General features: G+C 67.6%; 21 protein-coding genes. 11 read left to right on the forward strand and 10 right to left on the reverse strand.

Annotated elements, in window-relative coordinates; translation table 11 throughout:
- Positions 1–122: 122 nt before the first annotated feature.
- The gene (locus DR843_RS20805) at positions 123–878 is read right to left on the reverse strand and encodes a C40 family peptidase (RefSeq protein ID WP_281268879.1); all 756 of its coding nucleotides are present in this window, start codon (positions 876–878) and stop codon (positions 123–125) included.
- Positions 879–1,231: 353 nt separating this feature from the next.
- Between DR843_RS20805 and DR843_RS15575 the strand changes: the two genes are divergently transcribed.
- Positions 1,232–2,575: an MATE family efflux transporter gene (locus tag DR843_RS15575; protein ID WP_245934154.1), complete on the forward strand. Its 1,344-nt coding sequence runs from the start codon at positions 1,232–1,234 to the stop codon at positions 2,573–2,575.
- A 208-nt stretch (positions 2,576–2,783) separates the two neighbouring features.
- Here the strand turns inward: DR843_RS15575 and rplI are convergent, their stop codons facing one another.
- The 6 genes from rplI to DR843_RS15605 form a co-directional block, all read right to left on the reverse strand.
- Positions 2,784–3,233 (reverse strand): 50S ribosomal protein L9, encoded by a 450-nt coding sequence (rplI, locus tag DR843_RS15580; RefSeq protein ID WP_109687269.1) that lies wholly within the window; start codon positions 3,231–3,233, stop codon positions 2,784–2,786.
- Positions 3,234–3,256: 23 nt separating this feature from the next.
- A complete protein-coding gene (rpsR, locus tag DR843_RS15585) occupies positions 3,257–3,493 on the reverse strand; it encodes a 30S ribosomal protein S18 (RefSeq protein ID WP_109687271.1) in 237 nt (78 codons plus the stop codon).
- Between the two features lie 71 nt (positions 3,494–3,564).
- Complete coding sequence (locus DR843_RS15590; RefSeq protein WP_109687272.1) at positions 3,565–4,113, reverse strand: single-stranded DNA-binding protein; 549 nt, start codon at positions 4,111–4,113, stop codon at positions 3,565–3,567.
- Between the two features lie 59 nt (positions 4,114–4,172).
- Positions 4,173–4,460: a 30S ribosomal protein S6 gene (gene rpsF / locus DR843_RS15595; protein ID WP_109687274.1), complete on the reverse strand. Its 288-nt coding sequence runs from the start codon at positions 4,458–4,460 to the stop codon at positions 4,173–4,175.
- 178 nt (positions 4,461–4,638) lie between these two features.
- Positions 4,639–6,078: a glycosyltransferase 87 family protein gene (locus tag DR843_RS15600; protein ID WP_109687276.1), complete on the reverse strand. Its 1,440-nt coding sequence runs from the start codon at positions 6,076–6,078 to the stop codon at positions 4,639–4,641.
- A 31-nt stretch (positions 6,079–6,109) separates the two neighbouring features.
- The gene (locus DR843_RS15605; RefSeq protein WP_109687278.1) at positions 6,110–8,434 is read right to left on the reverse strand and encodes a transglycosylase domain-containing protein; all 2,325 of its coding nucleotides are present in this window, start codon (positions 8,432–8,434) and stop codon (positions 6,110–6,112) included.
- Between the two features lie 240 nt (positions 8,435–8,674).
- On the opposite strand from DR843_RS15605, the gene DR843_RS15610 reads away from it, so the two are divergent.
- The 4 genes from DR843_RS15610 (at position 8,675) to DR843_RS15630 (ending at position 13,307) form a co-directional block, all read left to right on the forward strand.
- Positions 8,675–9,271 (forward strand): PadR family transcriptional regulator, encoded by a 597-nt coding sequence (locus tag DR843_RS15610; protein WP_245934155.1) that lies wholly within the window; start codon positions 8,675–8,677, stop codon positions 9,269–9,271.
- Positions 9,272–9,296: 25 nt separating this feature from the next.
- Positions 9,297–10,388 carry an inositol-3-phosphate synthase gene (locus tag DR843_RS15615; RefSeq protein WP_109687280.1) on the forward strand — a complete coding sequence of 364 codons (1,092 nt, stop codon included), beginning with the start codon at positions 9,297–9,299 and terminating at the stop codon, positions 10,386–10,388.
- A 592-nt stretch (positions 10,389–10,980) separates the two neighbouring features.
- The gene (locus tag DR843_RS15625) at positions 10,981–12,201 is read left to right on the forward strand and encodes a LysR family transcriptional regulator (RefSeq protein ID WP_109687284.1); all 1,221 of its coding nucleotides are present in this window, start codon (positions 10,981–10,983) and stop codon (positions 12,199–12,201) included.
- Positions 12,202–12,317: 116 nt separating this feature from the next.
- Positions 12,318–13,307, forward strand: a complete 990-nt coding sequence (locus tag DR843_RS15630) for an IS481 family transposase (protein ID WP_109683852.1) — start codon at positions 12,318–12,320, stop codon at positions 13,305–13,307.
- Between the two features lie 3 nt (positions 13,308–13,310).
- On the opposite strand, the gene DR843_RS15635 is transcribed toward DR843_RS15630, so the two are convergent.
- Positions 13,311–14,117, reverse strand: a complete 807-nt coding sequence (locus DR843_RS15635) for a hypothetical protein (RefSeq protein ID WP_109687286.1) — start codon at positions 14,115–14,117, stop codon at positions 13,311–13,313.
- Between the two features lie 183 nt (positions 14,118–14,300).
- On the opposite strand from DR843_RS15635, the gene DR843_RS15640 reads away from it, so the two are divergent.
- Complete coding sequence (locus DR843_RS15640; protein WP_109687288.1) at positions 14,301–14,522, forward strand: biotin/lipoyl-binding carrier protein; 222 nt, start codon at positions 14,301–14,303, stop codon at positions 14,520–14,522.
- Positions 14,523–14,566: 44 nt separating this feature from the next.
- Here the strand turns inward: DR843_RS15640 and DR843_RS15645 are convergent, their stop codons facing one another.
- On the reverse strand, positions 14,567–15,238 hold the full coding sequence (locus DR843_RS15645; protein WP_211310261.1) for a TetR/AcrR family transcriptional regulator: 672 nt from the start codon (positions 15,236–15,238) through the stop codon (positions 14,567–14,569).
- 195 nt (positions 15,239–15,433) lie between these two features.
- Between DR843_RS15645 and DR843_RS15650 the strand changes: the two genes are divergently transcribed.
- Both DR843_RS15650 and DR843_RS15655 read left to right on the forward strand, forming a co-directional pair.
- A complete protein-coding gene (locus tag DR843_RS15650; RefSeq protein WP_170119894.1) occupies positions 15,434–16,870 on the forward strand; it encodes an MFS transporter in 1,437 nt (478 codons plus the stop codon).
- A 145-nt stretch (positions 16,871–17,015) separates the two neighbouring features.
- Complete coding sequence (locus DR843_RS15655; protein ID WP_109687291.1) at positions 17,016–17,885, forward strand: SDR family oxidoreductase; 870 nt, start codon at positions 17,016–17,018, stop codon at positions 17,883–17,885.
- Here DR843_RS15655 and DR843_RS15660 read toward each other — a convergent pair.
- Positions 17,876–19,369 (reverse strand): CCA tRNA nucleotidyltransferase, encoded by a 1,494-nt coding sequence (locus tag DR843_RS15660; RefSeq protein ID WP_109687293.1) that lies wholly within the window; start codon positions 19,367–19,369, stop codon positions 17,876–17,878. The genes DR843_RS15655 and DR843_RS15660 overlap by 10 nt on opposite strands.
- A gap of 56 nt (positions 19,370–19,425) precedes the next feature.
- On the opposite strand from DR843_RS15660, the gene DR843_RS15665 reads away from it, so the two are divergent.
- From DR843_RS15665 to murJ, 3 genes are read left to right on the forward strand one after another with little or no spacing between them, the layout of a single operon-like run.
- Positions 19,426–19,911, forward strand: coding sequence for an NUDIX hydrolase (locus tag DR843_RS15665; protein WP_109687295.1), 486 nt, complete (start codon positions 19,426–19,428; stop codon positions 19,909–19,911).
- Between the two features lie 5 nt (positions 19,912–19,916).
- A complete protein-coding gene (locus DR843_RS20150; protein ID WP_170119895.1) occupies positions 19,917–22,202 on the forward strand; it encodes a hypothetical protein in 2,286 nt (761 codons plus the stop codon).
- Complete coding sequence (gene murJ, locus DR843_RS15680) at positions 22,199–24,145, forward strand: murein biosynthesis integral membrane protein MurJ (RefSeq protein WP_109687299.1); 1,947 nt, start codon at positions 22,199–22,201, stop codon at positions 24,143–24,145. The genes DR843_RS20150 and murJ overlap by 4 nt, the downstream gene beginning before the upstream one ends.
- The last annotated feature ends 22 nt before the right edge of the window (positions 24,146–24,167 follow it).

Raw genomic sequence — 24,167 nt, forward strand, 5'->3', positions numbered from 1 at the left:
TTGCGGGGGCGGATACTACAAACGTGTCATTTTAAGTTCTTCGTACGACACGCCGAACGAAAAAAGTTCCGCCGGCTGTCTCATTTCGTGAGACAGCCGGCGGAACCGGTGGAGCGAGCGGATCAGCGCACGTGGCCGTAGCCCGAGGGGCGCTGGTAGATCGGCTGTACGTTGACCACCTTGCCGGGGCGCGGCGAGGCGATCATCTTGCCGGGGCTGACGTAGATACCCACGTGCGTGGCCGGGTAGCCGAAGAAGACCAGGTCCCCGGGGACCGGGTGGGACGTGCGCGGTACGGCGGCCTGCTGGCCCCGCGCGGTCCGCGGCAGCGAGATACCCGCCTGGCGGTAGACGTAGGAGGTCAGTCCGGAGCAGTCGAATACGCGCGGCCCGGACCCGCCGCTGACGTAGGGCGCGCCGAGGTAGCGGTAGGCGATCGCCACGATGCTGCTGCGGTCGCTGCTTCGCGAGGGAGCAGCGGCCTTGGGGTACCCACCCAGTGCTCGCCAGGTTGCGGCACCGACGGTTCCGGATACGCCGACTCGGGCCTTGGCCTGGAAGGCTCGCACGGCTGCGCGGGTCTTGGGCCCGAACGACCCGTCCACCGCCAGCCGGTAGCCCTTGGCGTTCAGTTTGCTCTGCAGAACACGGACCGCGGACCCGTAGGACCCGTAGCGCAGGGTGGGACCAGAGGTCGTCGCCGCGGCAGCCACCGCCGCCGGCGCCACTGCGGTCTTGGCGCTCACCGGCGCAGCAGCGGCCTGATCGGTGACAGCCAGCGCGGGGACGAGCACCGCAGCAGAGGCCGCCAGAGCGGCGCCACGACCACGCAACGGCGAAACCGAGCGCTTGAGGTGGCGGGGACGGTAAGAAGCCATGATCGGAGAGGAACCCTTCGTGTGCGGACAAAGTGAGCGCTGAACCAGTGCGGTCCTGCGGCGCTCCCGGCCGAAGACTCCCCGTTGCTTCGGCCAGCGCCAGAAACTATGGCAGGACCGCTGAGCCCATCCCAACCCTTCGCCAAGGTTGTGCACAGCTTCACGCGCGTCGCGGCACAACAGCAGCCGGGCAGCGGGGCACCAGGGACCGTAATCTTTTCGTGATATTTCCGCGAAACCACGCGGATCTCAGCCTTAGTCGCATTTTTGGCTGTAACGCTGACGACCCCTTCCAAAGTCGTCCAACATTCGGATCGCGAATGTCTCACATGTCGGATAGGTAGCATCAGCAGGTGCCATCACCGACGCCGACGACGGTGTCGGCGCGCCAGATCGCCGCGCTCGCCGTACCTGCGTTCCTCGCGCTCATCGTCGAGCCGCTCTTCCTCCTGGCGGACACCGCGATCGTCGGACACCTCGGCACCGTGCCCCTCGCCGGTCTCGGCGTCGCGAGCGCCGCGCTGCTGACCGGCGTCAACGTCTTCGTCTTCCTCGCCTACGGCACCACCGCACTGGTGGCCCGCCGGATGGGCGCGGGTCAGGAGAGCGAGGCGCTGGCCGGCGGTGTCGACGGGATCTGGTTGTCGATCGTGCTGGGAGCGGTCACCGCCATCGTGGTCGGGACCTGCGCCGAACCCATCTGCCGACTGTTCGGCGCATCGGACGCGACCGTCGACCAGGCGGTCATCTACCTGCGCATCTCCGCGATCGGCATCCCCGGAATGCTGGTCATCCTGGCCGCGACCGGTGTCCTGCGCGGCCTCCTGGACACCCGTACGCCGCTGATCGCGGCCACGATCGGCTTCGCTGTCAACATCGCCCTGAACTACCTCCTGGTCTACCCCGCGGGTCTGGGGATTGCCGGCTCCGCCTGGGGCACCGTCATCGCGCAGACCGGCATGGGCATCGGGCTCGGTCTCGTGGTCGCGCAGCAGGCCCGGGCCAAAGGCGCCAGACTGACCCCGCACCCGGCGGGCGTCCTGACTTCCGCCACGAGCGGCGTACCGCTCTTGGTGCGCACTCTCGCGCTGCGCGGCGCGCTGCTGCTGGACACCTGGCTCTCGGCGGGCGTCAGCACCGTGGTCCTGGCCGCCAACCAGGTCTCGATGACCGTGTTTTCCTTCATGGCCTTCGCCCTCGACGCCCTCGCGATCGCCGCCCAGACCATGACCGGCCGGGCCCTGGGCGCCGGCGACCGGTCCGGCGCCCGGCAGCTGACCCGGATCCTCACCTGGTGGGGCCTGGGGCTCGGGTTCGCCCTGGCCGTCCTGCTCGCGGCCACCCACACCGTGCTGCCGGTGCTGTTCACCAACGACCGACACCTGCAGCAGACCCTCGGCGCCGCGCTGCTGGTGCTGGCGGTGTTGCTACCGGTCTGTGGCGTCGTCTTCGTCCTGGACGGAGTGCTGATCGGCGCCGGCGACGGCCGCGCCCTGGCCTGGTTGCAGGTCCTGGTCCTGCTGGGCTACGCACCGGTGGTCATCGCGCTACGGGCGCGGGCCCACGAACTGGCCGGTCTCGGCGACAGCACCGCCATGGTCATCGTGTGGTTGGCCTTCGGCTGGTTCCTGGTGCTGCGCTGCATCGGGCTGGGTCTACGGGCCCGCTCCGATCATTGGCTGGTCACCGGCAGTTGACCGCCCCCCGTCCTTGACCCCGGCGCCCCGGCTCCTTCGCCTTTTTCGCCCGAACCTCGTCCACGGATGTGGAGGGATCCAGGTTGTGGGAGCCGTTCGGTGGCCCATTCACCTCCCCCAACCTGACCTGCTCCTGCAACCGTGCGCCCGGGACAACGTCGAAGGCCCCGTCCCAGCGGGACGAGGCCTTCGAACGTACGGCGCGTGGTTACTTGGCCGCCACCACGTTCAGGGTCACGGTGGCCAACACCTCGGGGTGCAACCGGACGGTCACAGTGTGCTCACCGGTCGTGCGGATCGGGGAGGGCACCTCCACGGTCCGACGGTCGATGCTGCCGCCACCGGAGGCCTGCACGGCCTCGGCGATCTCGGCGGTGGTCACGCCACCGAAGAGGCGGCCGTTGTCACCGGCACGGGCGGGCAGGGTGACCTTGGTGTTCTCCAGGGTGCCCTTGGCGCTCTGCGCCTGCTCCAGCGACTTCACCGCACGCGTCTGGCGGGCACGGTTGATCGAGTCGACCTGCTTCTGGCCACCCTTGGTCCAGGGCAGGGCCAGGCCCTTGGGCAGCAGGTAGTTACGGCCGTAGCCGTCCTTGACCTCGACCACGTCGCCAGCGGCGCCCAGTCCGGACACCTCGTGGGTCAGGATGATCTTCATGGTTCAGCTCTCCTTACGCGGGCTCAGCGAGCCGAGCTCGAGTAGGGCAGCAGCGCCATTTCGCGGGCGTTCTTGACCGCGGTCGCGATCAGCCGCTGCTCCTGGACGGACACGCCGGTCACGCGGCGAGCGCGGATCTTGCCGCGGTCGCTGATGAACTTGCGCAGCAACGCGACGTCCTTGTAATCGATCGCTTCGACCTTGGCGGCCTTCAGCGGGTTGGCCTTCTTCTTCGGCTTACGCACAACGGGCTTTGCCATCGTGGTGCTCTCCTTCTTCTTATGAGAGCCCGAGCAGTGCTCGGGATGGGTAATTCTGGTTCAGCGGGCGATCAGAACGGCGGCTCGTCGTAGGACGGGCCGGTGCTCCAACCACCCTGGTTGCCACCTGCAGGAGCCGACTGGGCCGGCGCCTGCTGACCGGAGCCACCGGTGGCCCACGGGTCGTTGCTGTTGTCACTGCCGCCGGAGTTACCTCCGCCGGAGTTCCAACCACCGCCACCGCCGCCACCGCGCTGGGTCTTGTTGACCTTCGCAGTCGCGTATCGCAGGGACGGGCCGACTTCGTCGACCTCGAGCTCCATCACCGTGCGCTTCTCGCCCTCCTTCGTTTCGAAGGAACGCGACTTCAAGCGCCCGGACACCAGCACGCGGGAACCGCGCACCAGGGACTCGGCGACGTTCTCAGCCGCCTCGCGCCACACCGAGCAGCGCATGAACAGCGTCTCGCCGTCTTTCCATTCGTTGCTCTGCCGGTCGAACGTGCGCGGCGTGGACGCCACGGTGAAGTTCGCGACGGCAGCCCCGGACGGGGTGAACCGTAGCTCCGGGTCCTGGGTCAGGTTGCCGATGATGGTGATGACGGTGTCGCCTGCAGCCATGGTGTCGTCCCTCGGGATGGTCGATGTGGGTCAGTGGGTGGTGACGGGATGACGCCCGGTCAGGCGTCGGCGCGCAGCAGCTTGGTCCGCAGAACCGACTCGGACAGGCCGAGCTGGCGGTCGAGCTCCTGGGCAGTGGCGGACTCGGCGGTCATGTTGATGACCGCGTAGATGCCTTCAGACTGCTTCTTGATGTCGTAGGCCAGCCGGCGACGGCCCCACAGGTCGATGTTCTCCACGGTGCCACCGTCTTTGGTGACCACGGTGAGGAACTTCTCCAGCGTGGGGGTTGCGGCCCGGTCGTCCAGCGACGGGTCGAGGATGATCATCAATTCGTACTGACGCATGCGTGAACCCACCTCCTTTGGTCTCGGCGGTCACGGTCTCTCCGTGACAGGAGGGTTGCAGCGTGCCTACCTGTCCGTCGATGGGTACCACTGTGACGCAGCACACCGACAACCCGCAGAAACTATCCACAGGCGACAGGTAAGACACCCGAGTCTATCGGCAGCGCGGGGTCGGCCCCTAATCGCCGACCGGCAGCGCGACGAGGGTGGCGCTGCGCGCGGGGACCGGCCGGTGCACCGGGTCGCCGCCGATCGCCGTACGGGCGCTGGCGCTGGAGTCCCAGGCCGCCCAGGCGATGCCCACGTAGGCCAACGTCCTGGCCAGGCTGAACACGGCGTACGCCGCCCCCGGCAGTCCCTTGGGCGCGTTGCTCGGCGCGGCGATGTACATCCACACCATGATGAAGTAGACGATCTCCACGCCGGCCCAGATCAGGTGATCGCGCCAGCGCACGGCGCACAGCGCCAGCAACGGCAGCAGCCACAGACACGCCTGCACCGGGATGGCCTTCCCGGTCAGCAGGACCACGACGAGCATCAGCAGGGCCAACGGCGCGAAGGCGACGTCCGGACGGACGCGGACCGCGATGAATCCCACCAGCAGTGCGATCACCCAGCCGGCCAGGGCGATGACGGTCAACGGGTGTGCCGGGATGTTGACCCCGGCGATCTGCAGCAACAACCAGACCGATCCGTATCCGGGTCCGGCGTCGTTCCATCCGGCGTACGGCGCGAACGGCTCACCGCCGACGGCCGCTGCCAGCCCGATACAGATCGCACTGACGCCCATCACACCCGCGACCAGCCGCGTCAGGTCGTGCCGTCTCCCGTCGCGCAGACACAGCAGGACCAGCACGGCGACGAAGACCAAGGGGTAGCTGCGGGCCATCACGGCGGCGCCCAGCAGGACCCCGGCCAGCAACGGTCGGTGCCGCGCCCACGCCCACAGACCGAGTGCGGCCAGCGCGACCCCGAAGACGTCGAAGGACACCATCGAGGCAGTGATCAGGACCGGGCTGAGCGCGACGTGCGCGGCGAGCCAGGGGGTGTTGCGCAGCGTCGCCGCGGTCGCGGTGACGGTGAGGGCAATGCAGATCACGACGATGACGGCGCCGACCGCGAAGAGCATCTGTTGGCGTTCGAGGCTGCTTCCGCCCGGCACGATCTTCTGCGCGAACCAGGTCAGGACGGCAGTGAGCACTGGCTGCGACTGGCCCGGTCCGCCGGACGCCCACGGCCCGCCGGAGCCGCCGCCACTGATCGGGATGTCGGAGTAGCAGGCCCGCCACAGCGAGCCGGGCGAACCCCACCCCACCTTCACGCAATGGCTCTTCTGCAGGACCGACAGCGCGACCATGACGCTGGCAGCAGCAGACAGCAGCGCCGCTACGAACGGCCAGCCGCGACGACCGATCGTGGCGAACCGGCCCACCGCTCCGCCGAAGACCTGGGACCCGACGATGGCCGGACCCTCGACCCGACTCGGCGTGCGCACCCGGGCCCGCTCGAAGCGTTCGCGAGCCGCCCTTTCCCGTACGCCGCGCTCCTGGTCGGCCTCGTCACTCACCTGGCCGCCGGGACCGTCCGGGTCCTGCGCACCCTCCTCGATCACGCTCATCGCGATCAGACTAAACCGGGCCCGGCGTCCGCTACGGCGCCACCGGGACCTTCGGCTCTTCGCTCTGGGTGGCGCTCTGGGCCTGGGTACTGCTGGGCTCCGGCTCCCGCGACACGGTCGTGGTCGGCTCCTGCGTGCGCGTCGGCGTGGGCTGGGTGGTGCTCGTCGACGGCGGTTGCGTGGTGGTGCTGGTGGGCGTCGGCGTCGTCGTGGTGCTCGTCGTGGACGTCGGTGGCTCAGAGGTGGTCACGGTCGACGAGGGAGTGGACGTCGTTGTCTGCGGCTGGGTCTCCCGGCTGGTGTAGGTCGGCTGGCGGGTGAACGTCGCGCCGCTGTCGCCCGATGACTTCGGCAGCTCGGCCACCGGCTGACCGGCCAGTGCACTCTTCATGAAGTAGCCCCACACCCGTGCTGCCAGCGCACCACCGGTGGCCGGCTGACCGTTGTAGGTGATCTGCCCATCCGTACCGCCCTGGCTGTTCGGTTTGAACATCCCGACCGAGGTCGTGAGCTGACCCGGGGTGTAGCCGGTGAACCAGATCGCACCACTTTCACTGGTGGTTCCCGAGGTACCGGTCTTACCTGCCGCGGGTCGGCCCAGGATGTCGTTGGCGGTGGATCCGGTCGCCCCCCGGTCGGTCAGAACGTGTGACATCGCCCGGGTCAGGGTGGTGGCCTGGTCCTTGGTCAGGACCTCGGTGCCGGACTGGCTGTGCGTGTAGTCCGCGCCGCCGCCGGCACTGGTGATTTTGCTGATGAAGTACTGATCGACCCTGGTTCCGTTGTTGTTGATGGTGTTGTACGCCGTGGCCATGTCGGCCACCTTCACCGCCGGCGTACCCAGGATGTTGTTGATGAAGGTCGCCGGTTCCTTGGTGTCCAACATGCCCGGGTCCGTTGCCGGGATGCCCAGGTCCTGGGCCGCCTGCAGGGTCGGCTTGTAGTCGTCGCCCAGGTCCTTGTTGAGTTGCACGAACACGGTGTTCACCGAGTGCGCGAGGGCCGTCACGAGGTTGATCCGGCCGAACGATTCGTTCCCGAAGTTGTGCACCACCGAACCGTTGCCGGAGCCGCCGACGTACAGCTCGGCCGGGCCGTTGTAGTAGGTGGTCGAGGGGTTCATCCCCTGTTTCATCGCCGCTGCCAGACCGAAGACCTTGAAACTCGAACCGCCCTGCAGCAGTTGGTATTGCGTGGCGGAGGCTTCCTTCTGCGGGTCGGTGCCCGCATACATCGCGACCACGGCCCCGTCCGGCTTCTGAGCCATCAGTCCGGTGTGGATGTTGCCCTGGTTACGGATGTCTTCGGGCACGACCTTGTTGACTGCCGCGATGGCTGCGTCCTGGTCCTTCTTGTTGATCGTGGTGACGATCCGCAGCCCACCGCGGTCGATGTCGTTGTCGGTCATGTCGAGCTTGTTGATCATCTCCTTGCGCAACGCCTGGATGATGTATCCGTTGGGGCCGGAGACACTCGACTTCTGCTTGATCACCGGGAACGTCGGCAGGGTGAGCTTGGCGCGTTCTTCCTGGGTCAGCCAACCCTTGGTGACCATGCCGTCAGCGACGTACGCCGCCCTGGACTGGGCGCGGGCCATGTTGCCCTCGGCGTACGCCGGGTCGAACAGGCTCGGCGCGTTGATCACACTGGCCAGGAAGATGCCCTGGTTGAGCGTCAACTTGTCGGAGTCGACGCCGAAGTAGGCCTGCGCTCCGGCCTGGATGCCGTACGCGCCGCGGCCGAAGTACACGTTGTTCAGGTAGTCCTCCAGGATCTGGTCCTTGGAGTACTTCTGGTCGATCTTGATCGCGATCATCGCCTCGCGCAGTTTGCGCGACATCGACTGGTCCTGGGTCAGGAAGTAGTTCTTGACGTATTGCTGGGTGATCGTCGAGCCACCGCCCTTGATCGAGCCGCCGCGGATGTTGGACCACAACGCCCGCAGGATGCCGGTGGGTGAGACACCCTTGTTCTCGTAGAAGTTGCGATCTTCCGCCGCCAGAAACGCGTGCTGCGTCTGCACCGGGACCTTGTCCAACGTCACCGGGACCCGGTTGATCGAGCCGAGGCGGCCGATCTCGGTCTTGCCGTCGTCGTAGTAGGCGATGGAGATCTGTTTGGTCGCATCCGCGTTCGCCTGCGGGATGTCGGTGGTGAAGTAGATGACCACGAGTGCGGCAATGACCGCAAGCATCAGGCCCAATAGTCCCAGCAGCGTGCCGACGACGACCTTGAAGAACAGACCGTGCTTCTTCTTCTGCTTCTTCTTCTTCTTCGGCCGCCCCGACGACCGCTTGGTCGGCCGCCCATGGGTGGTGGTCGCCGTGTCGGCGGGTACGTCGGACTGATCGCTCACGATCAAGAAGGGTAGCCGCGCAACTTAGCGCTTCCTGCGAACGCGCTGGTCGGCAGGCCCCCTTGGCGAGGTGCGCAGCGGCCGTGGGCCGCAGAATCCCGCGGCACACCGGGCAACACCCGTTGTAATCAGATTCACAGCGCTCGATGTATCATTTCGATACATCGAGCGCTAACGTTGTCTCGTTATATCGCAGTCCCGCTTCACCGTGTCACTCCTCAGCACCAGGAAAGAGCCGCCATGAGCCCCACCCGCGCGAACCGCCGCGGCGCGATGCTCGAGCTTGCCGTCCTGGGCCTGCTGCACGACTCACCGCTGCACGGCTACGAGATCCGCAAGCGGTTGTCCGGCATCCTCGGCGCCTTCCACATGGTGTCCTTCGGTTCGCTGTATCCCTGCTTGAAGACACTGCAGCAGCGCGGCTGGGTCACCGCGAGCGCCGCCGACGAGGCGGGTCACGCGATCAACTCCCGCTCGCGGATCACCTATGCGCTGACCCCCGAGGGCAAGGAGCAGCTGGAAGCGATGCTCTCCGACGCCGGTCCGGGTTCCTGGGAGGACGGCTCGTTCGACGTCCACTTCGCGTTCTTCGGTCAGACCGGCCAGGACGTGCGGTTGCGCATCCTCGAGGGTCGCCGGTCGCGCCTCGAGGAGCGTCTGGACACCGCCCGTGAGGCCTCCCGCCAGCGCCGCGAGCGCGCGGACGCCTACACCACCGAGTTGCACCGACACGGTTTGGAATCCACCGAACGCGAAGTCCGATGGCTGTCCGAACTCATTGAGACCGAGCGGGCCGGCCGTCCCGCAACCCAGCAGTCCACCACTGAAACCAAGTAGAAAATCCGCACAAGGAGCTATGTCCATGGGATCCATCCGCGTCGCCGTCGTCGGCGTCGGCAACTGCGCCAGCTCGCTGGTCCAGGGTGTCGAGTACTACAAGAACGCTCCGGCGGACAGCACGGTCCCCGGCCTGATGCACGTGAAGTTCGGCGAGTACCACGTCGGTGACGTCGAGTTCGTCGCCGCCTTCGACGTGGACGCCAAGAAGGTCGGCTTCGACCTGTCCGAGGCGATCAACGCTTCGGAGAACAACACGATCAAGATCGCCGACGTGCCGCCGACCGGCGTCACCGTGCAGCGCGGTCACACCCTCGATGGCATCGGCAAGTACTACGCCCTGACCATCGATGAGTCCGACGCGGAGCCCGTCGACGTCGTCCAGGCCCTCAAGGACGCCAAGGCCGATGTGCTGGTCTCCTACCTGCCGGTGGGTTCCGAGGACGCCGACAAGTTCTACGCGCAGTGCGCGATCGACGCGGGTGTCGCCTTCGTCAACGCCCTGCCGGTCTTCATCGCCTCCGACCCGGAGTGGGCCGCGAAGTTCGAGGCCGCCGGTGTGCCGATCATCGGTGACGACATCAAGTCCCAGGTGGGCGCGACCATCACCCACCGCGTGATGGCCAAGTTGTTCGAGGACCGTGGCGTCACGCTGGACCGTACCTACCAGCTGAACGTCGGCGGCAACATGGACTTCAAGAACATGCTCGAGCGCGAGCGTCTGGAGTCCAAGAAGGTCTCCAAGACCCAGGCCGTGACCAGCAACCTGAACGGTCCGCTGTCGGGCAAGATCAACGACAAGAACGTGCACATCGGCCCGTCGGACTACGTTGCGTGGCTCGATGACCGCAAATGGGCCTACGTGCGCCTCGAAGGCCGCGCGTTCGGTGACGTGCCGTTGAACCTGGAGTACAAGCTCGAGGTCTGGGACTCCCCCAACTCGGCCGGCATCATCATCGACGCGATCCGTGCGGCGAAGATCGCCAAGGACCGTGGCATCGGCGGCGCGCTGCTGTCCGCCTCGTCCTACCTGATGAAGTCCCCGCCGGAGCAGCGCGAGGACACCGAGGGCCGCGCCCGCCTGGAGGGCTTCATCGCCGGCACCGAGGCTCGCTGAGTTCGCCGACGCAGAGCGAGGCGCAGGTTGCGGGCGAGCTTGCGAGCACGCGGCCGGAGTCCGAGGTCAAGGAGTCGGCTCCACAAACGCTGAGTTCGCCTACTGATTGACGTACGGCGGCCCATCCCTTCCGGGGTGGGCCGCCTTCGCGTGTCTGGAGTGATCGAGCAGCCGACTCAGGGCGTCGGGGTCACCGTGACGGTGTATCGGTAGTCGACGCCGACGTCGCAACCGTTCTCCATCTGCGTCGATGGACTCGCCGTCGGAATTGCCGTCACGGGCGCTGCGATCTGCGATCCGTGCGCCCAAACTTTGGCGGTGATGGTGGAAAGGGCGCTCGCGAAACCCTCACCATCACCCGAGGCTAGACCCCCGGCCCGTCGCCGCACCGATTCTGAGGAGATGGACGTTGTTGAGGATGCTCACCGCCGCACATCTCCTCCAAAAGCTCGTGATCCTCAGAATCGTGACAAGGCCAACGACGGATCTGGGGCAATCTTGGCCGTCGCCTTACCCGCTGTTCATGCAGGCCGCGGGATCGTAGGACGTAGTGGCTGGTGCACACCCGGCCACGCGGCGAACGGACCCCCACGTGACCGCAACGCTCCCCGAACCACTGACCGCCCAGGAAGTCGCCGTCCTCGGCGCCGTGCATGTCCACGGCAACCTCTTCACGGCCGCCCAAGAACTGCACCGCAGCGTGGCCTGTCTGCAGCGGGCCGTCCGCCGGTTGGCCGATGAGCACGGCCACCTGGTGCAGGGCAATCCCACGGATCTACGACTCACCACCGCTGGCCTGGCGCTGCTCGCCGCATCACGTGAATATCTGCGCCGGTTGGAGCAGATCACCGCCCCCGCCGATGACCCCGGCGTCCCCACCGTGCGACTGGCCGTGATCGGTAGCCGCTACCAACGCGTGGCCATCGACATGGCCACAGGCCAACCCAGCACGCTGCTGAGCCTGACCGAGACAACGGCACCGGACGCCGTACGTCGATTGGACGCCGGAGCGGTTGATGTTGCCTACGTGTGGGAGTCGGCCGATGCGATGCCGATCGGCCCGTTCGCCCGCCGGCTGATAGCGACCGAACAGGTCGCCCTCGTGATTGCCCGCCGGCTGCAGGCCGGACTACGCACCGCCGGGCCTGCGCAGCTCGCACGGCTGCCCTGGGTGAGCACACCCTCCGGCGAGCCTCTAGTGCGAACGGTGTTGCAGCGTATGGGGATAGCCGATCCCGCGATACGCCTGGTGGACTGCGTCGTGACGTTGCAGGGGCTGGTCGCCCTCGGCGATGCTGTGTCGCTGGCCTCGCCCCTGACCATCATCCCGGCGACGAACCCGGTGGACCTGGTGCGGCTGCCGGTGCCGGCCGAGCGCCGTTTGGTGCTCTGGGCCGACGAGCACCGCCTCGGGGAACACCTCGTTGATCGGTTGGCGGCCGCGTTGCGCGACAGCTATCGCGCCCACGACCGTCAGGTCGTGCTGGATGCGCCTCGCTCGTCGACGGGACCGCAGGTTGATCGCGTGACGTGCACCGCTCGCAGTGAGTCGGCCGGTCTGGACGAGGAGGACATCGCCGTGCTGCAGGCCCTGGCCAGCGAAGGCAGTGTGAACCGCGCGGCGGCCCAGTTATGTCTGACCCAGCCCGCCCTGTCTCGGCGGATCCAACGGATGGAGGTGCGGCTCGGCGCCCGGATCATCGAGCGCAGTCCGAGCGGGTCCAGGCTCACCGCATTCGCCCGGCGCAGCCTCAGAAGTGTCGAGATAGCGCGAGCGCAGTTCAGCCAACGCCTGGCGGCGGTGAACGCCTAGGTGTACTGCCCCGGGACGTTAGGAACGGTTCTCGGCCTGTCGGCGTGACTTGAGGAAGACCTCCGGGTGAGGTGTGAAGCGACGAAGCAAACACATCCCCAAACCCGGAGGTCCTCATGGTCCACGCTAATGCCCCGCTTTCTGCGACTGGTCGCCTGCGCCTGGCGCGGTGCGTGGTGGACGATGGGTGGCCGTTGCGGCGGGCCGCAGACCGGTTCGGGGTCTCGGTCACCACCGCGCACCGCTGGGCGGCCCGGTACCGCCAGCATGGTGCGGCGGGGATGTGCGATCGTCCCAGCCGGCCCCAGTCATGTCCGCACCGCACCAGTAGGCGCCGGGAACGGCGAGTCCTGGGGTTACGGGTTTCGCGGCGGTGGGGGCCGGCCCGGATCGCCTACCACCTGGGGATGAATCCGGCCACGGTGCACCGCATCCTGACCCGGTACCGGTGTCTTCGGTTGTCCTGGACGGACCCGGCCACTGGTGCCCCGGTACGGGCCGGTCGTCGAAAGGTGGTGCGCTACGAACGCGACGCCCCGGGTGATTTGGTCCACGTGGACATCAAGAAGCTGGGCCGCATCCCCGATGGGGGTGGACACCGGGTCCATGGCCGCGCTGCGGGGAAAGCTAACTCCCGTGCTACCTCCAGCAGTGGGCGGGGGTATGCCTACCTGCACCACGCGGTCGATGACCACTCCCGGTACGCCTACTCAGAGATCCTGGCCGATGAGAAGAAGGAGACCGCGACCGCGTTCATGCAACGGGCGGTGGCGCACTTCGCGCAGGTCGGGATCACCACGGACCGGGTGATGACCGACAACGGGTCCTGTTACCGCTCCCACCTATTCCGGAACATGCTGCAGGACCATGGGATCACCCATAAACGCACCCGCCCCTACACCCCGAAAACCAACGGGAAAGTCGAGCGGTTCAACCGGACCCTGACCGAGGAGTGGGCCTACGCCCGCCCCTACACCAGCGAGACCGAACGCGCCGCCGCGTACGAGGACTTCCTGCACATCTACAATCACCACCGCGCACACACCGCGCTCAAAGGTGGCTCACCCGCAGACCGCGTACCCAACCTGGCGGGGCACTACACCTAGGCGTCAGTCCAGGTCGAGATCGGCGGGCCGCGGGCCGAACTTCTCGCGCAGGAACCGCTCGCTGGCCACCATCTCATCGCCACTGGCCATGGCCGCCGACACCAACTGCTGGTCGACGCCCTTGATCAGCAGGTCGAGTTGCTCGTTGAGCAGCACCTCACCGGTCTTGCCATCGACGATCACGGTGGTCCGCGCGGTCGACGGCGGCAGGGCCAGGAAAGTCTTGATGGCGTTCGGCGCGAAGTCGTCGCGGATCTGCTCGAGATTGAACCCGTGCAGGCCGGAGTCGAGGTTGCGCTCCTTGACATACTTCACGGCTTCCGCCAGCCGGTCGTGCAGCGCGCCGATCCGCTCGCGACTGGATTCCGGCAGCCGGGTGTCTGCGGCGTACTGCAGGAGACCCTGGTCGCCACCCGCGACCCGGGTCTGCGTGCCCGGAGGGTCGTAGGGCCGACGGCGGCGGGGAGTGTCGGCCGTGGGCGGCTCATAGGGCCGGTGCCGGTGCGGCATCGGGTTGTCACAGCATGGTTGACCAGCACCTGTGTCAGCCATCTGCTGCCACCTTCCCTCGAAATGTGCGCGCCGCGCCGCCTTCAGTGAGCGCTTGTGCTCCCGGCGCGCCGGCCCCAACACGACCCAGCCTACGAACACCAGCGGCAGCAGCGGGAACACCCACCCCGCCCCGAGCACTCCACACACGATCAAACCAAGGAAAGCACCCCCGGTCGAGTGCTGCGGCACGCGACCGGTCATCCGCCCGACCAGCAGCGCCAAACAGGCGGCCGCAACGATGCTGGCGATGATTGTCATGGGATTCCTTCGGTACCGACGGGTGCAGACCAACTCACGATACATCGCGAGTTGGATCGGCGGCCATGACCGATGTCATGACTGACCGCGCACCTCTTGCTGTGTGGAACGCACAAAGAACGTGCACGGTTTCCGGCGAATCACACCGCGCGGCCGCGGCGTAGCCAGTGCTTGACTGGCCAGGTGCCCCATCAGGAGATTGCCTCGGACCTGGTTGCCGAGGTTGCTGCCGTCCACGTGTCCGTCGGCGATCACGTCGAGGCCGGCCAGGAGTTGGTGCTCCTGGAGTCCATGAAGATGGAGATCCCCGTGACGCCGGAGTTCCCCGGCACCGTGACCGCCGTGCGCGTCCGCCGCGGCGACGTGGTGCAGGAGGGCGAAGTCCTCGTCATCGTGACCGACTGAGGCCCTGACCGACCAGGACCAGATCGGCAGGTACGCCGAGTGGCTCAGGTGGTGCCCGGGTCGGCCGCAACGTTGACCGGGCAGCCGTAGCGCAGCCCGTCGAAGATCAGATCCACCAGTGGCAACGCAGTGTCATCGGCGTTCGGAGCGGTCGCCAGGCAGATGCCGCCGAGGGCGCGGGTGATCTCACTGGCGCTCACGTCCGGCCGGACCGCGCCAGCCTCGATCGCCGGTTGCAGGACACGGTCAGCGGAGGCGAGCAACTTCTCCCGGGTGCCTTCGAACGGCGCCTGGTTGGTGCTCTGCATCGAGCGCAGCAGATTGACCATGCCGCGCTTGACCGCATAGAAGTCCACGAAGCCGCGCATCCACTCGTGCAGTGCCTCGGCGGGCGCCAACTGCTCGGGCAGCTCCTGCGACCGCTGCTCCAGGGCACTGACCTGGTCGGCGTAGACCGCCAGGACCAGATCCTCACGCGTCGGGAAGTTGCGATAAAGGGTCCCGATACCGACCCCGGCAGCCGCCGCGATGTCCTCCAGGGACACCTCGACACCCTGCTGGGCGAACGCGTCCGCAGCGGCTGTCAGCAACTTGGCGCGGTTCCGGGCGGCGTCGGCACGCAGCGGCTTCTTCGCTTCTGCCGCAACGGAATTCGCTTCCGGATCCGCCGTCGCAGTCCGCTGATCACGCGACATCGTCGTCGACGTTTCCCCCATGGACTCCACACCACCTTCGAGGCACCACTTGCATAACCGGAGGATGCCTCCGTATAGTCGTTCTATCGCAACCGGAGAAATCCTCCGCTTGTTGCGATTCTACGCCCCATACTCCTCGAAGGGCTAACTGACATGACACACACTGAAACCTCTCGCGCGCCGGCCCTCACCCCCGAAACCCCTCCCTCCGCGGGGATGTCACGTCGTACCGGCGTGATCGTCGCCGTCGTCCTGATCACCCAGCTGATGATCGTGCTGGACGCGGCCATCGTGAACATCGCCCTGCCGGACATCCAGCGGGACTTGTCGATGAACGCCGCCAGCCTGTCCTGGGTGATCAACGCCTACACCCTCGCGTTCGGCGGTCTGCTGCTGCTCGGCTCGCGGCTGGGCGACATCTTCGGCCGACGCTCGGTCTTCCTGGCCGGCCTGACCTTGTTCACCGCTTCCTCGGTCCTCGGCGGTTTCGCGACGAACGTCGCGGTGCTGCTCAGCGCCCGCGCACTTCAAGGCGTGGGCGCGGCGATGCTGGCTCCCGCAGCGCTGACCATCCTGATGTCCAGCGTCTCCCCGGGGCGCCAGCAGACCCGGGCGATCGGTTGGTACACGGTGGTCTCCGCCTCCGGCGCGGCCATCGGTCTGATCGCCGGCGGCCTCCTGACCGATCTCGCCTCCTGGCGCTGGGTCTTCTTCGTCAACGCACCGATCGGCGTCGCGGTCTTCGTGGCGGCCCTGATGGTGCTGCCCCGCACGACCACCACGCGCACCCCGGCCGACGCCCTCGGCGCACTCCTGGTGACCCTGGGGATGAGCACCGTCGTCTACGGATTCATCCGCGCGGCCGAAGACGGCTGGGGCGACGCGGGCACGTTGATCGCCTTCATCACCGGCGCGGTCCTGTTGGCGGCCTTCGTCTTCAACGAGTCGATCGTCAGCCACCCGATCACGCCACTGCGGCTCTTCGCGCACCGCGAGCGCTCCACGGCGTACGTCGCCCGGTTGCTCCTGGTGGCTGGCTCGATGGGTGCGTTCTTCTTCATGAGCCAGTACCTGCAGTTGGTGCTGGGCTGGACACCGCTGCAGACCGGCCTGGCCTTCCTGCCCATCCCGGTGTCGGTCTTCGCCTCGTCGCAGATCGTCTCGCGGTGGTTGGCGGACCGTTACAGCGTGCGGGTGATCGCTGGTATCGGGATGGCGCTCTCGGCGATCGGGCTGGGATCCATGGCGCTGATCCTGGGCGCGCACACGTCGTACGCCGCCATGGTCGTGCCGATGATCCTGCTGGGCCTGGGCAACGGGTCGGCGTTCGTCCCGCTGACCGCCGCGGGCCTGACTGGGGTCGAGCCCGCCGATCGCGGGGTTGCTTCGGGTCTGGTCAACGTCACCCAGCAGCTCGGCGGTGCCCTCGGTCTCGCGGTGCTGGTGACCGTGTTCGCGACGGCGCACCCGACCTCGGCCACACCGGCAGCGGTGACCGATGCGTTCGTGACCGGTGCGGACCGCGGGTTCGCGGTGGCCGGCGGATTGTTGGCGATCGGGTTCGCGGTGCTGATGGTGGCGCTGCGTCCCCGAGGCGGCCGCGGCACGCAGGAGCTTGCGCTGGATGACGAGTTGATCCTCGCGGAGAGCTAGTTCCCTCCCCGTTCCCGACGGTGGTCACGGATGGCTTCTTCCCGGTGGAAGCAGCCATCCGTGACCAAACCCGTCTGTGCCGGGCGGGAATGGGAACGACGGTCTGCAGGTTGCCGCGAACAGACCTCTTCGCGAAAGGACCACCATGACCATCCTTGTCACCGGCGCCTCCGGACACCTCGGCCGACTGGCCATCGAGGCGTTGCTGCAGCGTGGCGTACCGGCGAACCAGATCATCGCCGGCGCCCGCACCCCGGACAAGATCGCGGACCTGATCGACCGCGGAGTGGGCGCTGCCGAGCTCGACTACGACCGGCCGGAAACCATCCTCGCCGCGCTGGTCGGCGCCGAGCCGGTGGACAAGGTCCTGCTGGTCTCCGGTAGCGAAGTCGGTCAGCGCGTCGCCCAGCACACGGCCGTCATCCAGGCCGCTGCCTCTCGCGAGACGATCACCGAATTCGTCTACACCTCAGCGCCGTTCGCGACCACGAGCCGCCTGATCCTGGCGCCGGAGCACAAGGCGACCGAGGAGGCGCTCGCGACCAGTGGGCTGCCCACGGTGATCCTGCGCAACAACTGGTACAACGAGAACTACCTGCCCAAACTGGACGAGGTCCGGGACAGCGGTGTGCTGCTGGGCAGCGCCCACGAGGGCAAGGTCGCCTCTGCGGCGCGCCAGGACTTCGCCGAAGCAGCGGCCGTCGTGCTGACCACCGACGGGCACCTCGGGCAGACCTACGAGTTGGCCGGCGACACCGCTTGGACGTACGACGATCTGGCGGCTGCGCTGGGCGAGGTGCTGGGGCGCGCCGTGGTCAGCAAGGACGTCTCCACAGAGGAACACGTTGCGGACCTGAAGCAGGCCGGTCTGCCCGATGGCGCGATCGGCTTCGTGACCGGGCTGGACGCCAACATCGCCGAGGGTGACCTGGCCTTCACCGACGGGACGTTGTCGCGGTTGATCGGCCGTCCGACGACCCCGCTGATCGAGACGTTGCGGTCGGCTCAGGCCTGAGCCTCGGGTTGCTGCGCCCACCAGCGCAGCAACTCCGCTCGCGCGGCGTCCGGGCCGACCGGCCCAGCGTCCAGGCGGAACTCCAGCAGGTGTTTGTACGCCCGCCCCAGGACCGGACCCGGTTTGATACCAAGGGTTTCAGCGATCTGGTTGCCGTCGAGTTCCGGGCGGACAGCTGCCAACTCCTCGGCCGCCTGCACCACCGCGATGCGCCGCTCGAGGCTGTCATAGGACGCCGCGAGCGCCGCGGCCCGCCGTTTGTTGCGGGTGGTGGAGTCCGAGCGGGTCAGCAGGTGCAACCGGGACAGCAACGGACCGGCGTCGGTGACGTAGCGGCGGACGGCCGAGTCGGTCCACTCCCCGCCGCCGTAGCCGTGGAACCGCAGGTGCAACTCGACCAGCCGGGACACGTCCTTGACGATGTCGCTCGGATACCGCAGGGCCTTCAACCGCTTCTTGGTCAACTTCGCGCCGACCATCTCGTGGTGGTGGAAGGAGACTCCACCGCCCGCCTCGAAACGTCGTGTCGCCGGTTTACCGATGTCGTGCAGTAGCGCCGCCAGCCGCAGCACCAGGTCCGGTCCGGGCACCGGCTCCACCGGACCGAGCCCAGGAACCTCCCGGGGTCCTTCGAGGGCGATCGCCTGCTCCAACACCGTCAGCGAGTGTTCGTAGACGTCTTTGTGCCGGTGGTGCTCATCGACCTCCAATTGCAGCGCGGGCAATTCCGGCAACATGACGCCCGCCAGGCCGGTGTCGACCAGCAACCGCAGACCCGGCGTCGGACGATCGGCCAGCAGCAGCTTGGACAACTCATCGCGCACCCGCTCGGCCGAGATCATCTCCAGCGACGAGGCCATCGAGGTCATCGCGCCGACGACCTCGGCGGATGCGGTGAAGCCGAGTTGGGCCACGAAGCGGGCCGCGCGCATCATCCGCAACGGATCGTCGGCGAACGACTCGACCGCAGGGGCCGGCGTGCGCAGGATGCGGGCCGCCAGATCGCCCAACCCGCCGAACGGGTCGACGAATTCCGGCTCCGGCAACCGCAACGCCATGGCGTTCACGGTGAAATCACGCCGGCGCAGGTCATCGACCAGCGAATCGCCGAACATCACCTCCGGCTTGCGGCTGGTGCGGTCGTAGACGTCCGCCCGGTAGGTCGTGATCTCAACGGTGTCCGCGCCGCGCTGGCCCCCGATCGTGCCGAAAGCGCGGCCCATGTCCCAGGTCGCGTCGGCCCAGTCGTCCAAGATCGCCTGCGTCTGCTCCGGACTCGCGGACGTCGTGAAGTCCAGATCGCTGGGTGTGCGCCCGAGCAGCGCGTCCCGCACCGGGCCGCCGACGAGCGCCAACTCGTGTCCCTGGGCAGCGAATCGTGCCCCGAGATCGGTGAGCACGCCCAGGACGGGCGCAAGGTGACGTACGGCGCGAGCCTGCAACTCGGCGTACGGCAACTCATTCACGGGGTCAGGCTCAGGCACCCGCCAAGGTTAGGCGAAGACACCCTCAGCGCCGTGCCCGTGGTTACAGTGTTGAAATGAGCCTGTCGCCGCCCCGCGCCAGCCGCAGTGTGCGGCGGCTGCCTGCGGTGGAGGAGATCTCCGCAGGTGGGGTGGTCATCGACGTCAACGACGGACTGGCCTGGATCGCCTTGATCGCGCGGCACAACCGGGCCGGCAAGCTCGAGTGGTGTCTACCGAAAGGGCACGTCGAGCCCGGCGAGACCCTGGTCGAGACCGCCGTCCGGGAGGTGGCCGAGGAGACCGGCATCGTCGGTCAGGCCCTGCTGACCCTCGGCACGATCGACTACTGGTTCACGACACCCAAGTTCCGGATTCACAAGCGCGTGCACCACTATCTACTCGAGGCCGTCGGCGGAACGATCAGCGTCGAGGGCGACCCCGATCATGAGGCAGTGGACGCGCGATGGTTCCGGTTGGACACGGTGCACCGCTACCTGACCTTCCCCAACGAACGCCGCATCGTGCAGCTCGCCTGGGAGCGTTTGGCCGGAACCGCCTGAGACCCGTGGCGTCTGGACCCGTCCGCCGGCCCTGGCTGCGCGCTCTGCTGCTCGCTGTCGTGGTGGCGATGCTGTCCATCGGAGTCGGTTTCGGTAGCGGCGTCCCTGCGTCGTCCGCCAGTGCGCTGACCGCGGACTGGGACACAGCCGGTGCGTTGACGATCGGCTCGGTCAGCCCCCAGATCTCCGATGGCTCGTCCGATGTGACCATCACCGGCACGGTCACCAATCAGTCCACCGATGCGATGACCCCGGTCATCACGATCGGTCTCGGCAGCCGATCGCTGGACACCACGACCCGGCTCGCCGACTGGCAATCGGGCGACACGACGTACCTGACCAACTCGGTAGCCACCACCACGCTGTCGCAACTCGCACCGTCGCGTCGTGCAAACTGGTCGGTGAAAATCCCCAAAAGTGCTCTACCGCAAGGATCTTCGTACGCAAGTTTGCCGCTGATGGTTAGTGTCAGCACCGTCGGAGGGCCCGTGCTGCGCAGCGTGCGCAGCTCGTTGCAGGTGGTGACGGCAAGCTCGGTTACGCCCAGCTTGGCGGTCACCTGGGTGGTTCCGCTCACGCTGCCTGCCGACCCGGCGCTCTTCGGACCGAGCGGTGACGCGCGCACCGCGGCCTGGCAGAAGGCGATCGGCAGCGGATCCGCCATCGACCAGCTGCTCACCTCGTTGGCCGGCCAGCCGGTGACCTGGCTGGTCGACCCGCGGATCGTCACCGAACCGGTGGCCCAGGACGACAATCTGCCCGCGGCCACCACCTCGCCCACTGGCACTGCCTCCCCCACGGCAACGGCGCCGGGCACCAGTGCTGCCACGACCACGAACCCGACAGGTGGCGCCACCCCCACGCCGACGGACACGACGGCCGCACCGACCGATGACCCCATCGAGACGGAGATGACGGCGCTACGCGAACGGCTGGCGTCCGTCACCGCCGAGGGCCAGCAGAAGGTGTGGTGGACCCCGCTGGACGATCCCGACCTGTCGGGACTCTTGGCCAGTGGTGACCAGAACGTCCTGAAGCGGGCGCTGAGCCCTGGACTGCCGGAGGATTTGCGCGCCATCAGCGACACCGTGGTCGCCGCCCCGGCCGAAGCGCAGACCGACCGGCAACTCACCCAACTGGCCAGCACCTGGCGTGCCGCCCGAGGCAGCGCACCCGTGGTCATCCAGCCCAACCGGGTGGTCACGGACACCGGCCTGGTGACGACGGCGACCCGCCGGGCCACCGGGACCGCCGGCCTGCTGCTCTACGACGAGACGCTCAGTTCGCTGCTGTCCACTGCTGACCCCTCAGGGGAGGGCGCGGCATCGGCCCATCTGCTCGCCTACACCCTGGCCCTGTACCTGCAGGGGCCGAGCAACCAGCGCTCGATCGCGGCGTTGGTCCCCCGACAGCTGACCCTCCAGCCGGCCGTTCTGGCTGCCCGTCTCATCGCTACCCGAGCCGCCGCCTGGACCGCCGATCACACGGGTCAACAAACGGCGACCGACCTGGCGACGGGCCCCGTGGCCCAGGTGCGTCAGACCCCCTCGGAGGGCACGCCCTACCCCACGCCCGGTCGCACCGGGATCACCGCCATCCTGCTGGAAGGCGTTGAGCAGCAACGACGCCGGCTGACCGGCTTCGGCACCATCCTCGTCGACGCAACGAACGACATCGCTGCCCGGACCGCCGCCTTGGACACCACCTTCTCGACCCGCTGGCGGGCCGACGTGCCCAGTGCTGCCGAGTCCCTACATCTGGCCAGTACGGCGACCTCTGGCCTGCTCGCGCGGGTGGCAGTCAGCCCGGGCAACGTCAACTTCTTCGCCGATTCGGGCCAGTTGAGTGTGACGGTCACCAGTACGCTGACCCGCGCTGTCGAAGGGGTGCATCTGACGCTGACACCACGGCGGGCGATCCTGCAGGTCGAAGACCCCACCCACACCCTCGATCTCGGCGTCGCCGGCCGGGCCACCACCCGGTTCCACGTGCAGGCGCTGGCCCAGGGTCAGGTGCCGGTCGATGCGACGCTCAGCACACCGGGGGGTCTGGTCCTCGGCAGCCCTGATGGCCAAACCACCCAGGTGCAGGTCGACGTACGACCGACCGCGAGTTGGATCTTCTGGGTCCTGGGATCCCTGGGTGGCATTGTGTTTGTCGTCGGGTTGATCCGCGCGGTCCGGCGTGGTCCGCGGACCGCGGAGCAACTCGACCCCAGCGCCCGGACGCCCAGCGACGCGGTTGTTACCGTCACACCCGCGCCTCTCATCGATGACGACGAAGAAGAATGAGCCCCAGACAACCTTCCGACGACGCACCTGCGAGTGTCGAGCCGCCCCCGATCGCGGCGAGTCTGGGTGGCTTGTACAACGCGTGGGTCCGCAGCGATCTGCCCGAGTCGACGGCCGACAACGAGTTCGTGGCCGCGCTCGACCAACTGGAGACCGGCTCGGTCCAACATCTGCCGGACATCGTGGTGGACACCCGCCGGGACCGCACTACGGCCCCGGCCACGCACCCGCAGACGACGCCCCCGCCTGCCTCCGCACCGCCAGCTTCGGCCGCACCCACCGCAGCAGCGGTCAACCCGACGGCCCCGCAGAACCCGCCGGCCGGCGGGGGGATCCTGCGCTCGAGCGTGGTGATGGCCTCCGGCACCATCGTCTCCCGGTTGATGGGCGTGCTGCGGGTTGTCCTGCTGGCGCACATCATCGGCGTCAACAGCGCACCCGCCAGCGTGTGGGACACCGCGAACAACCTGCCCAACCTGATCTACCTGCTCCTGGCCGGAGGGGTGATCAACGCCGTCCTCGTCCCGCAGATCACGCGAGCGATGAAGGAGGCCGACGGCGGCAAGAGCTTCACCGACGCGTTGCTGACCCGCGCGATGATCCTGCTGGCCGCCATCACGGTGATCCTGATGCTCGGGTCGCCCTACCTCTATCGGATCTTCGACAGCACCACTGACCCCGACCGTCTGCGGCTGGGCGTTGCCTTCACCCTGGTCTGTCTGCCGCAGTTGTTCTTCTACGGTGCCTACACCCTGCTCGGAGAGGTTCTCAACGCGCGCAGCCGCTTCGGGGCGCTGATGTGGGCGCCGGTGCTGGCCAACATCGTGTCGATCCTGGGCCTGCTGGTGCTGTGGGGGATGACCGACCCGGGGCGGATCCAACAGACCGACGGCTGGTCCTGGGCGGAGATCTCGGTCCTGGCCGGCAGCGCCACGCTCGGCATCGCTGCGCAGGCGCTGATCCTGATCATCCCGTTGCGGCGCAGTGGGTACCACTTCGCTAGCAACTGGCACTTCCGGGGTCTGGAGGCTCGCACTACCACGAAGATCGCCGGCTGGGCGCTGGGCGCGGTCGCTGTGCAGCAGGTCGGCCAGATCATCACCTCGCGGGTGCTGAACTCGGTGCCGCCCGGTTTCGGTGGCAAGGCTGCCCAGTCCAACGCCTTCCTGCTCTTCATGATGCCGCACTCGGTCATCACCTTGTCGTTGGTGACCGCGCTCTACACCCGCCTGTCGCACGCCGCTCACCGCGATGACCGTGGTGCGGTGGCGGATGACCTGACGTTGGGTATGCGGCTGTCCGGTGTCTCCACGGTGGCGGTGACGATCGGATCCTTCATCCTGATCGGGCCGATCGCGATCGCCATGTTCGGTACGAAGGACAACGCCGGCGCCGCGGTCGCGGACGCCACCATCGCGATGTGCCTCGGCATGATCCCGTTCACGATGTGCGTGCTGATCCAGCGGGTGTGTTACGCCTTCAGCGACGCGATCCGACCGTTCTATCTGCAGGTGGTCTGCACAGCGATCGCGATTCCGTTCACCCTGCTCGCGGCGCGGCTACCCGTCCAGGCCATCGGAGCGGGTGTGGCCGGCGCCCAGTCGCTCAGTTACGTCATCGAGGCGAGCATCGCGTGGATCCTCGTGCGTCGCCACTTGGGTCGAGTCCCCAGCAACGGGGTCCTTCGCACCTACGGCAAACTCGCCGGCGCCGCCTTCGTCGCCGCGGTGGTCGTGGGGGTGTTCTATCACTTCACGCTCGGCGTCTTCACCCCGAGCAGCCCGCTGGAGTCCCGTGGTGTCGCCCTCCTGGAGGTTGCGCTCGGCGTCCCGTTGTTCTGTGTGGTCTACGTCAGTGTGGCCAAGGCCTGGCATGTTCCCGAGATCGAATCGTTGCTCGCACGTGTGCGAGCCGTCACCGACAGGCTGCGCCGCACCGCATAAGATGCCTGCGTTGCGTCCAGGT

Origin of the sequence: Branchiibius hedensis, from assembly GCF_900108585.1 — a bacterium.
Lineage (GTDB): Bacteria > Actinomycetota > Actinomycetes > Actinomycetales > Dermatophilaceae > Branchiibius > Branchiibius hedensis.

What these genes read in the sequence shown, in the direction of transcription:
- DR843_RS20805 (WP_281268879.1), bottom strand. Translation starts at nt 878, where the DNA reads ATGGCTTCTTACCGTCCCCGCCACCTCAAGCGCTCGGTTTCGCCGTTG.
- rplI (WP_109687269.1), bottom strand. Translation starts at nt 3,233, where the DNA reads ATGAAGATCATCCTGACCCACGAGGTGTCCGGACTGGGCGCCGCTGGC.
- rpsR (WP_109687271.1), bottom strand. Translation starts at nt 3,493, where the DNA reads ATGGCAAAGCCCGTTGTGCGTAAGCCGAAGAAGAAGGCCAACCCGCTG.
- DR843_RS15590 (WP_109687272.1), bottom strand. Translation starts at nt 4,113, where the DNA reads ATGGCTGCAGGCGACACCGTCATCACCATCATCGGCAACCTGACCCAG.
- rpsF (WP_109687274.1), bottom strand. Translation starts at nt 4,460, where the DNA reads ATGCGTCAGTACGAATTGATGATCATCCTCGACCCGTCGCTGGACGAC.
- DR843_RS15600 (WP_109687276.1), bottom strand. Translation starts at nt 6,078, where the DNA reads ATGAGCGTGATCGAGGAGGGTGCGCAGGACCCGGACGGTCCCGGCGGC.
- DR843_RS15610 (WP_245934155.1), top strand. Translation starts at nt 8,675, where the DNA reads ATGAGCCCCACCCGCGCGAACCGCCGCGGCGCGATGCTCGAGCTTGCC.
- DR843_RS15615 (WP_109687280.1), top strand. Translation starts at nt 9,297, where the DNA reads ATGGGATCCATCCGCGTCGCCGTCGTCGGCGTCGGCAACTGCGCCAGC.
- DR843_RS15630 (WP_109683852.1), top strand. Translation starts at nt 12,318, where the DNA reads ATGGTCCACGCTAATGCCCCGCTTTCTGCGACTGGTCGCCTGCGCCTG.
- DR843_RS15635 (WP_109687286.1), bottom strand. Translation starts at nt 14,117, where the DNA reads ATGACAATCATCGCCAGCATCGTTGCGGCCGCCTGTTTGGCGCTGCTG.
- DR843_RS15645 (WP_211310261.1), bottom strand. Translation starts at nt 15,238, where the DNA reads ATGGGGGAAACGTCGACGACGATGTCGCGTGATCAGCGGACTGCGACG.
- DR843_RS15650 (WP_170119894.1), top strand. Translation starts at nt 15,434, where the DNA reads ATGTCACGTCGTACCGGCGTGATCGTCGCCGTCGTCCTGATCACCCAG.
- DR843_RS15655 (WP_109687291.1), top strand. Translation starts at nt 17,016, where the DNA reads ATGACCATCCTTGTCACCGGCGCCTCCGGACACCTCGGCCGACTGGCC.
- DR843_RS15665 (WP_109687295.1), top strand. Translation starts at nt 19,426, where the DNA reads ATGAGCCTGTCGCCGCCCCGCGCCAGCCGCAGTGTGCGGCGGCTGCCT.
- murJ (WP_109687299.1), top strand. Translation starts at nt 22,199, where the DNA reads ATGAGCCCCAGACAACCTTCCGACGACGCACCTGCGAGTGTCGAGCCG.